We start from the raw sequence: 12957 nt of genomic DNA, 5'->3' as shown, positions 1-12957 counted from the left end.
TCTAAAGTCCACTGTGTAAAATTGCTTCGCGCACCACTGAGTTCGAGCGCGAAGCAACTTTACACAGTGGACTTTACACATTGAACTTATTTTTGCCTCATGCCGCTGATCACCAACGCATCGTATAGCCCGCCTGCTTACCTCTGGAATGGTCATTTGCAGACCATAATTCCGTCGGTATTTCGCAAAATCCCGGTCGCCTACCGCCGTGAGCGCATCACTACTCCTGACGATGATTTTCTGGACGTTGACTGGTGTTTGTCGTCAGCCGCAACCCCTGCGGGCGGTTTGGGTCAGCGACCACTGGTAATTCTGTCGCACGGGCTGGAAGGAGACTCCACACGGCAATACCTGGCGGGGATGGTGCGGCAACTGACTGCCCATGGGTTCGATTGCCTGGCCTGGAATTACCGGTCTTGTTCGGGTGAGATGAATAAGCTGGCGCGGTTTTACCACATCGGCGAAACCGACGATCTAGAGGCCGTTGTGCAGTATGCGCTGGGTAAAGGCTACGCAGAAATAAGCCTCGTTGGCTTCAGCGCGGGAGGGAATATTTCGCTTAAGTACCTTGGCGAGCGCGGTGAGCAGGGCCTCCACCCAGCCATAAAAAAAGCCGTAGCCGTTTCGGTACCGCTTGATCTGATGACCACCGCCGACCGGCTGGAGGCCTGGGACAGCATGCTCTACAACATTCGCTTCCAAAATACACTCAAAGAAAAAATCAGGGTTAAATCTCCGCTGCTGCCTGAAGCGATCCGGACAGTCGACATGAGCAGGATTCGGTCGCTGCGGGAGTTCGATGACCTCATTACGGCCCCACTGCACGGTTTTGGCAATGTCGAAAATTATTACCGTGTAAACAGTTCGCTGCCGTTTTTGTCGAAAATAACCGTGCCGACGCTGGTTCTGAATGCCCGGAATGACCCATTTTTGTCGCGGCAATGCCTACCCGATGCCCTCGCCAAGGAACTCAGCCTTGTCTGGATGGAGTTCCCTAAACAGGGCGGTCATTGCGGGTTCACAACAAAAAAGGGGCTACAAGCCCCTAATTATGCCGAAGAACGCGCACTGGCCTTCCTGACAGCTATACAACCATCTCCTCTATGACGCCCCTTGTACCGACCGACCAGACCTACTACATTATTGATTTCGACAGCACGTTTACCAAAGTAGAGGCGCTTGATATTCTGGGCGAAATATCGCTGTCGGGCCGTAATGACCGCGACGATGTGCTGAACCAGATTAAAACCATCACTGACCGGGGTATGGCGGGCGAACTCTCGCTGGCGCAGTCGATTCAACTGCGGCTGAAACTGCTCAACGCCCACCGCGATCAGTTACCCGCCCTGGTCGAGCGGCTGTCGACCATGGTCTCGGACTCGTTTCAACGGAATAGGGGGTTTCTGACCGAACATGCCGACCAGATTTTCATTGTCTCAAGCGGGTTCCGGGAATTTATCGTGCCCATCGTGACGGCGCTGGGTATTAAGGCCGAAAACGTCTACGCCAACACATTCGAGTATGACGAGTCAGGCAATATTGTGGGCTGCGACGAAGAAAACCCGCTGTCGAAAGATAGGGGTAAGGTGAAGCTGATGCGCGAGCTGAACTTTGATGGCGACGTATTTGTCATCGGCGACGGCTACACCGACTACGAGATCCGCGAGTCGGGACTGGCCAACAAATTTTATGCCTTCACCGAAAACGTGGTACGTCCCACGGTCATTGCCAAAGCCGACCATGTAGCGGCTTCGCTGGATGAGTTTTTATTCGATAATAAATTGAGCCGCAGCCAGTCGTATCCCAAGAGCCGTATCAAGGTGCTGCTGCTCGAAAATGTCCATCCCATTGCGGTGGCGTTGCTTGAAAAAGAAGGCTTTAGCCTCGACGTGCGCAAGGGTGCCCTGGACGAGGATGAACTGATCGAGGCGTTGCAGGGGGTGCACATCCTGGGTATACGCTCGAAAACAAACGTAACTCGCCGCGTGCTCGACAATGCGCCTAAGCTGATGACCATCGGTGCGTTTTGTATTGGCACCAACCAAATTGACTTAACTGCTGCCACCGAAAAAGGTATCGCCGTGTTCAACGCCCCCTATAGTAATACGCGCTCGGTAGTCGAACTGGCTGTGGGCGAGATGATTATGCTCATTCGAAATATTGTGCCGAAGAGTAACAAGATGCACGAAGGCGTCTGGGACAAATCGGCGACAAACAGTTTCGAGGTGCGTGGCAAAAAGCTGGGTCTGGTAGGCTACGGCAATATTGGTACGCAATTATCCGTCGTGGCCGAGGCGCTGGGTATGGATGTCTACTTCTACGATGTGGTCGACAAACTGTCGCTGGGTAACGCCCGCAAATGCCAGTCGCTGGATGAGCTACTGGCCGTTTCGGACGTGATCAGCCTGCATACCGACGGGCGGAAAGACAACAAAAACCTGATTGGTGCCCGCGAATTTGGCCTGATGAAACAGGGCGTCATTTTCATGAACCTCTCGCGGGGGCACATTGTGGATATTCCGGCCCTGGTCGAAGCGATCAAATCGGGTAAGGTGGCCGGGGCGGGGATCGACGTGTTTCCCTACGAACCGAAGACCAACAACGAGGAATTTATGAACGAGCTGCGCGGTCTGCCCAACGTGATCCTGACCCCGCACGTGGGCGGCAGCACCGAAGAAGCACAGGCCAATATTGGGCAGTTTGTGCCGGGTAAGCTACTGGGCTACATGAACAACGGCAGCACCTACGGCAGCGTCAACTTCCCTGAGTTGCAACTGCCCCTGCTACACGATTCGCACCGGCTGTTGCACATCCACGCCAATGTACCGGGCATTCTGGCCAAAATCAATAACATTTTCGCCAAGTACCATATCAACATTCAGGGCCAATACCTGAAGACAAATGAGACCATTGGCTACGTGATCACCGACATCGCCAAAGAATATGCCGACGAGGTGGTGCAGGAGTTGAAAGACATCGACAACACGATTCGGTTTAGACTTCTTTATTGAAATGAGAAAAGGAAGAATAGGTAATTACTTATTCTTCCCATGTATGCTTGCCCAAAAAAATCACAGTTATGTTTAACAGCATACGGCTAGTCAATTTCTTTAGTTTCTCTGATACGACGATTATGTTAGAATCGGGCGTCAATATACTTGTTGGCATCAACGGATCGGGAAAGTCAAACTTAATAAAAGCAATTCGCCTTCTAAAAGAAGGTATAGGAGGAACTGGATTAGCCAAGCTGATTTTAGATGAATGGGGTGGGTTTGATAATATGGTTTATTGTGGTAATGAAGAAATTATAAATGATAAAAATAAAATTGTACTATCTTTTAGAATAAATAATAATGTAGCTAATCATTATGGATTTCATTTTACAGATGAAACTTACTATGATATAATAATTCAGAAATCCGCATCCACGAACAACTATTTTATTAAGGAAAAACTATACCAGCCAAAAGTTAACAGATCTGATTTTATATTTTTGAACTTTACTGATGGAAAGGGACAAATTAATGAGCGAGTTGACCCCGAAGATGAAAATTCTAAAGCTAAGATGCGCCTTATTCGTTATGAAGACTACGATCCGCAAGAGCTAGCCTTGAATAAGGTATTTGATACAGATAGGTATTTGGCTGTCAGTTCAATTCGGAGGATGTTAAGTGATATTGCCATTTATAATCATTTCGATACAACATCTGCAAGTAGGATTCGTCGCCCAGTTCTACCTACGTCTACTCCCAGATTGTTAGGTGACGGGAGTAATTTAGCCCAAGTGCTCAATACATTCAAAATTCAAGATAGGAAGACAGATATCGCTATTAGAGAGCTTTTGAGCCAAATTAATTCTCAGTTCGAAGATTATAACTTTAATTTCATTGGTGGTAATATCGAATTAATGCTACAAGAGCAGAATTTAGGTAAGTCAATACATGTATCTCATATTTCGGACGGCACTCTCCGGTTCATGTGCTTATTGGCGGTGCTGTTGAACCCCAAAAGAGGCCGCTTGGTATGTATTGATGAACCAGAGCTGGGTTTACATCCTGATATGGTTCAGCACATAGCTGAAGCTATCCAGAAAGCTAGTACACAATCACAACTATTCGTTGCAACGCATTCGGAGCATTTGCTGAATCGGTTTGATATTGAGCAGATTCGAGTAGTTGAGAAGGATGAGAATAATGGTACTGTTGTAAAGCAGTATTCTGCGGATGATTTTGCTGGTTGGTATGAGAACTACCAATTGGTTGGTAAAATGTGGCGAGCGGGGGATATTGGTGGTAATCGTTATTAAACTTGAATATAAGTAGCAAAACATAATGGACAAAGTTCTAATTATCGAAGGTACGTCTGATGATACAAACGGAGATTTGAAAGGAGCTATCGGACGACTCCTTGAACAGAAGCTCAAACGAAAGATGCCCCGAATCATTATGGGGGATGGCAAAAATCAGTCAGTGGATAAATTTTTACATCAGCCAAAGGATAGAGAGAAAACGCTACTTATAGATTTGGACGCAGACGATACGGAACGAGAGCGTATTCTTGAAGAGTATGATTTAATAAGCTATGACAAGACTGTATTTTTCATGATACAGGAGATGGAGGCTTGGTTTCTGTCGCAGCCTACTGTTCTTGAACAGTATTATGGTATCGAGTTCACTAGCAAAATCAGACGGCCAGCGCATACCATTGCTGACCCTTGCAGTGAATTGCAACGCCTTACTAAAAACACCAAAAAGAAAACATACCATAAGGTGAAGCATGCAGTTGAACTTCTACCTAAACTGGACCTGGTAGCTTTATGCAATAGTTTTGATGATGTAAAAAACCTCATTGATCGCCTCTCCTTATGAAAAACACCTACTTCACGCCTGGCCCCGCCGAACTGTATCCAACGTTTACGAAGCATCTGCAAACGGCAATGGATGAGCAGATTGGGTCTATTTCGCACCGAAGCCAGCGCTTTCGCGATATATACCGGTATACCGATGAGCAACTGCGGGAGCTGTTGAGCATTCCGGCTTCGCACGGTATCTATTTCACGGGGTCGGCTTCGGAGGTGTGGGAGCGGATCCTGCTCAATTGCGTGGAGCATGAGAGCTTTCATGCAGTGAACGGGTCTTTCTCGCGCAAGTTTTTCGATTACGCCCAAAGCCTGCACAAGTTTGCCCATATGGCCGAAAAGCCCTTTGGCGAGGGATTCGACGCGGCCGACCTGGAGGTGCCGGAATATGCTGAGCTTGTGGCGCTGACGCATAACGAAACATCATCGGGTGTACAATTGCGACCAACAGAAATTCATAAGCTGAAGCGGAAGTACAGCAGGAAGTTGTTTTGCGTAGACATGGTATCGTCGGCACCCTACCCTGATCTGGATTTCTCGTTGGTAGATTCGGCCTTCTTTTCGGTTCAGAAAGCCTTTGGTATGCCCGCCGGACTGGGCGTCTGGATTGCCAATGACCGGTGTCTGGAGCAAGCCGAACGATTACAGCAATACGAGTCTATGACCATTGGGGCGCACCATACGCTGCCCGTGTTGCATAAGCATTACAAAACGTGGGAAACCCCCGCCACGCCTAACGTACTCTATATCTACCTGTTAGGAAAGATCGCTGCCGATTTTAACAAGATTGGCGTGGGTACTATTCGGCGGCAGACGGAAGACAAAGCCCGGCAGATCTATCGTTTTCTGGAAACGAACAGCGCCTACACGCCTTTCGTGGCAGAAGAGCGGCACCGATCACAGACGGTGATTGTGGCGCAGACAAATGCCCGCCCCGCCGCCGAAGTGATTGCCGCCGTTAAGACAGCCGGTATGATCGTGGGCAGCGGCTACGGTACTTTCAAAGACAGCCAGATTCGTATTGCCAACTTCCCCGCCACCACCGCCGATCAGGTAGGGGCATTGCTGAGTAAGCTGAACGAGTAGGAGGGTGAAAGCACTGTACACTGGATAATGTACAATGAACAATGCATAATGTACAATGGCTCTGCACTCTGATCAGTAGTGTGCGGAGCCATTGTACATTATGCATTGTTCATTGTACATTATCCAGTGTGCATTTCTCATCCTTCCTTCACGCCAAACTAAACGTACTCTATACGGTTAATAGGGAAGTTTAGTATAGTCCAACTCAACGATGAAAAAGATAATCTACACTGCTGCTTTCGTAGCAGCCTGTTCGGCAACGGCTGTTGCCCAAAACACCACACCCTCCTCCACGTCACCCGCCGACACCACCCGTCCGCTGATTAATGAGCGAACAAAAGAAAACGTGCGGGAAAAGGCGAACGAAGTGAAGCAGGAGGTAAAAGAGAAATCCCGCGAGATTAAGCAGGATGTGAAAGAGAAAGCGGGCGAGGTGAAGCAGGACGTAAATCAGGCGGCCGACAAAGCCAAAGAGAAAGTACAGGAAGAATATGAAGTGAGCCGCTCCTATCAGCAGCGCAACGCGCTGGCCTGGTTCGACAAGGGTAGCTACATGGCTAGTATTAACCTTGGCGTTGGCACGGGCGCAGGAAGCGGTACCTACCTGTCTCTTCGTCCACAGGTTGGCTATTTCTTTCAGCCGGGCCTGATGGGTGGTATCCGCCTTGGCTTCGACCGGCGGCTCAGCACCAGCTACCACGCAAATCAGACGGGTGTTTTTCTGCGCTACTATCCCTTCCGTACTCGCATCAGTGGCTTTGGCGGATTTGGCTACAACATCGGGCGTGAATACTCAAGCAATATCGGAGCCGACCAAAAAGCCCGTTACAACAGCGTGAATCTCGAAATCGGCACCATGTTTTGGGTACGGCCCAACTTCGGTGCTGAGTTGGCCCTGGAAAATAACTATTATGACCAGTCTGACCCGCTGGCCGGTCGCAACAAGGGTGGACGATTCCGCTTTGGTGTCAACTATTTCTTCGGTCGGCCAAATCGGTAAAAGACAGGAGATTTTAGACGCTGGATATTGGACCAAACACAATGACCCACGTCTAAAATCCAACGTCTGATGTCAAACATCTCGCTTATGGAAAACAGAAAAGGTACAGGAAAAACGGCCCTCATTACGGGGGCGTCGAGTGGTATTGGGCAGGAATTAGCTAAACTGTTTGCGCAGGATGGCTACAACCTGGTGTTGGTGGCGCGGAGCGTAGAGACCTTGCACCGGCTGGCCGAGGTGTTTGAACTCAACTATGGCACGGAGCAGGTAACGGTCATTGAAAAAGACCTGTCGGAAGAAGATGCCGCCCGGGACGTATATGAGCAGGTACAGGCGAAAGGCATCACCGTGGATGTGCTCGTAAACGATGCCGGTGTGGGGCTGCATGGTAAGTTCGCCACCGAAACCGATTGGGAGGCCGAAAAGTCGATGGTGAACCTTAACGTCCTCACAACTACCTTATTGACAAAGCTTTATCTGCGCGACATGGTGGCCCGAAATGAGGGAAGAGTGCTGAACCTGGCCTCGTTGGTATCCATCACGCCGTTTCCGTTGATGGCTGTTTATGCGGCCACCAAAGCCTACGTCAACAGCCTGACGCAGTCGCTGGTTAACGAATTGAAAGGCACCAACGTGACCGTTACGGCGCTCATGCCTAATGCTACCGACACCGACTTTTTTAATAAAGCCGGTGCGGCCGACGTGGTGGCCACCGATATGGTAGACGACCCCGTGATGGTAGCTAAAGATGGTTATGAAGCCCTGATGAGTGGTAAACCTAAGGTGGTGCCGGGTGGGCTGGTTAACAAGGCCTACGAGGTTATGGCTTACGTAGCTCCGCAGGAAACAATGGCTGGTATGATGCGGTATACGCTGACGCCAAAACATGAAATTGCCCAAAAAGTAAGGGAGCAACGCCCAACCATCTGGGCCGTTGGGCTTGGGCTGGCCGCCGTGGCTGTTTCAGGAATTTTCCTGGCAACGAGACACCGACAGGCGGCACTGGCTGAGTAGTATCGCCCAAAGCCCCAACGCAGTGATGCGTTGGGGCTTTTTCTATATTTGAGCTTAACTACCGTTCATGTACTAGCCTTATGTCATCACAATTACCCGCCGCGTTCCGGCATCCCTACGCTTTTGATCCTGCTTTTAGTAAGTCTGTGGCTTACTTCTCCATGGAATTTGCCGTTGACCAGGCCCTGAAAACCTATTCTGGTGGACTTGGCTTTTTGGCCGGCTCGCACATGAAAAGCGCGTTTGACCTGAAGCAGAACCTGATTGGTATCGGCATGCTCTGGAAGCAGGGATACTACGATCAGGTGCGCCTGCCCGACAACTCGATGGGTGTGCTTTTCCGCGAAAAGATGTACTCGTTTTTGCAGGATACCGGCGCCCGGTTTACGATCAACGTGTTTAACCGGCCCATCTGGGTGAAAGCGTATTATCTTGATCCCAGGCACTTTAACACGGTGCCCATGTTCTTTCTAACCACCGACGTGGATGGTAATGACGAACAGGCCCGTACCATTTCATACCGGCTCTACGACAACGATCCCACGCTGAAGGTGGCCCAGTGTATGGTGCTGGGCCTGGGTGGGGCCAAGTTCCTCGATGAAATCGATTACCAGCCGCAAGTATACCACCTCAACGAGGCTCATGGCGTGTCGGCAGCGTTTCATCTGTACCAAAAACTGGGATCAAAAGAGGCGCTGCGTGAGCGGTTGATCTTTACCACGCATACACCTGAAGAGGCCGGTAATGAAAAACACAACATTCATTTTCTGGATAACCTGGGCTTTTTTGGCGGATTGTCGCTGGCCGATGTGCAGCAGTTGACGGGCATCCAGGAAGATGTGTTCAATCATTCGCTGGCGGCGTTGCGGATGGCGCGGCGAGCCAATGGGGTTTCGAAACTGCATGGCGAAGTGGCCCGGAAGATGTGGGGGCACTACCCTGGCATCTGCGAGATTACGCACGTGACCAATGCGCAGAACTACCGCTACTGGGCCGATGAACAACTGGCCGATGCCTACAGGCAGAAAGAGGGTACGGCGTTATCAGCGCGGAAACGGGCAATGAAACAGCCGTTGCTCAGCGTAGTGGCCGATCAGGCGGGTAAACTGTTCGATCCCAATGTGTTAACGCTGGTGTGGGCACGCCGTTTTGCCGCCTACAAACGTCCCGATTTACTGCTGTATAACGAGGCGCGGTTCACGCAACTGCTGACCAATGCCAAATATCCCGTGCAGCTTGTCTGGGCCGGAAAGCCGTATCCGTTTGATGAAGGGGCAAAGCAGTTGTTCAACAGGCTGTTCTACCGGAGCCACCTACACCCGAACATGGCCGTGCTGACGGGTTACGAACTGGGGTTGTCGAAGGTGCTGAAAGATGGGGCCGACGTCTGGCTCAACACGCCCATTGTGCCGCGCGAAGCATCGGGCACAAGCGGCATGACGGCCGCCATGAACGGGGCTATCAACCTGTCGACCAACGACGGCTGGATTTGCGAGTTTGCCAAGCCGAACGTGAACAGCTTCATCGTGCCCGAAGCCGACCCGCAAGCCACCGCCGACGTGCGCGACGCCGCCGACTGCAACCACCTGTTCGACCTGCTGGAGCAGCACATTCTGCCCATGTACTACGACCAGCCTACCGAATGGCAGGGCACCGTTATTAACAGCATGACCGACGTGCTGGCCTTCTTCACCGCCGACCGTATGGCACGGGAGTATTACGAGCGCGTGTATGCTTGAGTAAAATTGCTTGTTTTAGCCTCGCAAAGTTCCCATGATGGGAACTTTGCGAGGCTAAAATGGTTTATAGATGAGAATTATTGCGAAACGTACCTTGCGTGAGTTTTGGGAGAATCATCCAGATGCAGAAGCAGGTCTGCGGCATTGGTTCGAACAGATTAGTAAGCAAAACTGGCATACGCCAAACGAGGTCATTAGTGCATTCAATGGTGCTGACACGGTGGGCAATGGTCGAATTGTGTTCAACATTGCGGGCAACAAGTATCGGTTGGTGGCTGCTATTGACTATGAATTCCAGGTTTGTTGGGTAAAATTTGTCGGCACTCATAAAGCTATGATAAGGTAGACGTTAAAACAGTCAACTTATGATAACTATTCAGAAACCAATCAGGACAGAAGCCGAATATGACGAGGCATTAGTTGAGTTAGATAAAGTGTGGGAGGCTAAAATGCATACCCCCGAAGGTGATCTGAAAGAGGTCCTTGTCTTACTCATAGACGATTACGAGAACAAGCATCACCCCATCTTGCCTCTATCGCCGGTGGAAGCGATTAAATACCAGATGGAAGAAAGGGGATTGAGCCAGCAGGACGTGGCCCCGTATTTTGGGGGAAAGAATCGGGTGTCTGAAGTGCTGAATGGTAAGCGGGGACTAACGCTGAAAATGGTTCGTGATATAAGCAAACACCTCAATATTCCTCCGGCAGTTTTATTGTCAATCTGAGTTCAACGGTCAACGTTTAAGCGGTGCTCCGCCGCAGACCTAACGTTGCTGCGCGTTCTCATGAGTTGTGCGCGAATCAACCCTGGCTGAAGGCTGGACTCAACTTACTAGTAACGGTAGTGCGTAATAAAGGCTGAGTTTGAGTGCCAACAGACCGGTACTCAGGCTCAGCCTTTCTTTATAACCGCCTGATTCATAGCTTGCAGTGGCAGGTTTTCATCTTCTCAAACCTGCCACCCCGCTATTTTACGTATATGATATCATACACTAGTTTAGACCATAGCAGAACACATGAAACGGATTGTCGAAAATAAGCATCCGCTGGCCATTCGCTGGTTTCATTGGGTGAACTTCCCCGTTCTGGCGCTCATGATCTGGAGTGGCCTGCTGATTTACTGGGCCTACCATCCCTACAAGATTCAGGTGGCAGGCTACACGCTGGTCACGTTCTTTCCCAGCGGTTTTTTCAAAGCGTTGAATGTGCCCTTCCGGCTGGCCGAGGGCATGTCGTGGCACTTTGCGCTGATGTGGCTTTTCACGCTCAACGGTATCCTGTATGTGGTCTACACGTTTATATCGGGCGAGTGGCGATACCTGCTGCCTAAGCGCAACTCAGTCCGCGAAGCCTGGCAGGTGGTGTTGCATGACCTCGGTATCCGCAAAGAGCCACTGCCCGTTGAGAAATACAATGCGGCGCAACGCATCGCCTACACCAGCATCATCGTGATGGGACTGGGATCACTGCTTACCGGGCTGGCTATATACAAGCCTACTCAGTTCTGGTGGCTCACTACACTGATGGGCGGCTACGAAACAGCCCGGCTCATTCATTTTGCGCTCACCATTGGCTACGTTTTGTTTTTCGTGATCCACGTAGCACAAGTCGTAAAAGCGGGCTGGACTAATTTCAGAAGCATGATTGCCGGTTTCGACGTGGTTGATGAACAGGCTTGATACATATGGAAAAGGAACAAATACCCCACATGCCGGAGCGCGAAAAGCTCACTACTGAACAGCAGATTCGTCGCCGTACACTGAACGCTTTTGCCTGGTTTGGTCTGGCCAGTCTGTTGCCCGTTGGCATCTGGAAAGCCCTGACGGCCAAACCCCTGGAAGGCGGTGTGCCAACGGCCCTGCGGTCTATTCTGGATGTCAATGAGACTATAGCCAGCACCTATTTCAGCAATCAGCACCTCGCACCCACGTTTGCCGTTTCAGAAGCAGCCAAGCAGGTACGCGTCAACGGCGCCGCCGGGTTGGGTGGCAAATTCGACCCTGCCACCTGGCAGCTGGCCATCAGCCAGCCGGGTAAGGCGCTGACGCTCAGTCTGGACGAGATTAAAGCCCTGCCGAAATATGACCTGGTGTTCGACTTCAAGTGTGTTGAAGGCTGGAGTCAGGTGCAGCACTGGGCTGGTGCCCGCCTGGCCGATCTGGTGGCGAAGTACCAGGTAGGCACCCGTACCGGGCAACAACCGACCGGTGAGGCTGATTTCTTTAAACACGTGGGCATGGAAACCCCCGACAAAGGCTACTACGTGGGCCTCGATATAGCCAGCGCCCTGCATCCGCAAACGCTACTGGCCTACGAAATGAACGGCGAAGCACTCACCGCTCCCCATGGTGCGCCGTTGCGATTGATCGTTCCGGTGAAATATGGTGTGAAAAACATGAAACGCATCAGCATGATCACCTTCGCCGACGACCGCCCACGCGATTATTGGGCCGAACGGGGTTATGACTATTACCTGGGCCTTTAGGCTGATTGTGTGACCCCCACTTTCAAGGGAATGGAGTAGTACCAAAATTTGTTAATAAACCAGTATAACCACGGATCATCCATCACATGAAAATCAGTCAGTTTATTACGCTGAGTTTATCGCTGCTAACCGGCTATGCGATGGCGCAGGACATGGCACCGGCCAAATTACCCACGCCAAAGCCCGGCGAGGCCGTCGCCACGTTTGCCGGCGGCTGTTTCTGGGCACAGGAAGAAGCTTTTGACCAACTCAAGGGCGTTCGGGAAGTCGTCTCCGGCTATTCGGGTGGACATACGAAAAACCCGACCTACCGCGAAGTGGGCACCGACGAAACCGGTCACGCTGAAGCGGTTCAGGTGTATTACGACCCCAAAGTGATTTCCTACAACGACCTGCTGGTTGGCTTTTTCGCCGCACATGACCCCACCACGCCTAACCGGCAAGGGCCAGATGTAGGTCGGGATTACCGTTCTATGGTATTTTACCGGACGCCTGCCGAGAAAGCAGCTATTGAGCAGGCCATTAAAACGGTGAACGCGTCGAAGCATTATGCAGGCCCGGTAGTGACAGAAGTGGTGCCGTTCTCGGTCTTTTATCCCGCCGAAGGCTACCACCAGAACTACTGCAAACTGCATCCTAATCAGGATTATATTCAGCATGTATCGCTACCCAAAGTAGCCAAGATGCGTAAGGCGATGGCCGGCAAACTGAAGCCGGATGTCTAATCGTATTAGCTAAGCATGACCATAGCCGAGCAAAAAAAAGCCTCTTCCTG

At 50.9% G+C, this 12957-nt stretch carries 13 protein-coding genes; all 13 read left to right on the top strand.

The window, feature by feature from the left end; genetic code table 11:
• Window positions 1–99 precede the first annotated feature (99 nt).
• Entirely contained in the window at window positions 100–1107 is a 1008-nt protein-coding gene (locus J2I47_RS10040) for a YheT family hydrolase (RefSeq protein ID WP_207364442.1), read from the top strand.
• Entirely contained in the window at window positions 1104–3011 is a 1908-nt protein-coding gene (gene serA, locus J2I47_RS10035) for a phosphoglycerate dehydrogenase (protein ID WP_207364441.1), read from the top strand. Before J2I47_RS10040 ends, serA begins: the two co-directional genes overlap by 4 nt.
• Window positions 3012–3079: 68 nt before the next feature.
• Window positions 3080–4306, top strand: a complete 1227-nt coding sequence (locus J2I47_RS10030; RefSeq protein ID WP_207364440.1) for an AAA family ATPase — start codon at window positions 3080–3082, stop codon at window positions 4304–4306.
• 25 nt (window positions 4307–4331) lie between these two features.
• Complete coding sequence (locus tag J2I47_RS10025; protein ID WP_207364439.1) at window positions 4332–4868, top strand: DUF4276 family protein; 537 nt, start codon at window positions 4332–4334, stop codon at window positions 4866–4868.
• Window positions 4865–5944 (top strand): aminotransferase class V-fold PLP-dependent enzyme, encoded by a 1080-nt coding sequence (locus tag J2I47_RS10020; protein ID WP_207364438.1) that lies wholly within the window; start codon window positions 4865–4867, stop codon window positions 5942–5944. Before J2I47_RS10025 ends, J2I47_RS10020 begins: the two co-directional genes overlap by 4 nt.
• Before the next feature lie 211 nt (window positions 5945–6155).
• Window positions 6156–6944 (top strand): YtxH domain-containing protein, encoded by a 789-nt coding sequence (locus J2I47_RS10015; protein WP_207364437.1) that lies wholly within the window; start codon window positions 6156–6158, stop codon window positions 6942–6944.
• Window positions 6945–7031: 87 nt separating this feature from the next.
• Window positions 7032–7958 carry an SDR family NAD(P)-dependent oxidoreductase gene (locus J2I47_RS10010; protein WP_207364436.1) on the top strand — a complete coding sequence of 309 codons (927 nt, stop codon included), beginning with the start codon at window positions 7032–7034 and terminating at the stop codon, window positions 7956–7958.
• Between the two features lie 80 nt (window positions 7959–8038).
• Entirely contained in the window at window positions 8039–9697 is a 1659-nt protein-coding gene (gene glgP / locus J2I47_RS10005) for an alpha-glucan family phosphorylase (RefSeq protein ID WP_207364435.1), read from the top strand.
• A gap of 70 nt (window positions 9698–9767) precedes the next feature.
• Complete coding sequence (locus J2I47_RS10000) at window positions 9768–10043, top strand: type II toxin-antitoxin system HigB family toxin (protein ID WP_207364434.1); 276 nt, start codon at window positions 9768–9770, stop codon at window positions 10041–10043.
• 19 nt (window positions 10044–10062) lie between these two features.
• On the top strand, window positions 10063–10422 hold the full coding sequence (locus J2I47_RS09995) for a helix-turn-helix domain-containing protein (protein ID WP_207364433.1): 360 nt from the start codon (window positions 10063–10065) through the stop codon (window positions 10420–10422).
• 291 nt (window positions 10423–10713) lie between these two features.
• Complete coding sequence (locus J2I47_RS09990) at window positions 10714–11376, top strand: cytochrome b/b6 domain-containing protein (RefSeq protein ID WP_207364432.1); 663 nt, start codon at window positions 10714–10716, stop codon at window positions 11374–11376.
• A 5-nt stretch (window positions 11377–11381) separates the two neighbouring features.
• Complete coding sequence (locus J2I47_RS09985; protein WP_207364431.1) at window positions 11382–12182, top strand: molybdopterin-dependent oxidoreductase; 801 nt, start codon at window positions 11382–11384, stop codon at window positions 12180–12182.
• An 86-nt stretch (window positions 12183–12268) separates the two neighbouring features.
• A complete protein-coding gene (msrA, locus tag J2I47_RS09980) occupies window positions 12269–12907 on the top strand; it encodes a peptide-methionine (S)-S-oxide reductase MsrA (protein WP_207364430.1) in 639 nt (212 codons plus the stop codon).
• Window positions 12908–12957: the final 50 nt, after the last annotated feature.

It is taken from the genome of Fibrella rubiginis, from assembly GCF_017353185.1.
GTDB classification, from domain to species: Bacteria; Bacteroidota; Bacteroidia; order Cytophagales; family Spirosomataceae; genus Fibrella; species Fibrella rubiginis.
This window is presented reverse-complemented; position numbering and strand designations above follow the sequence as displayed.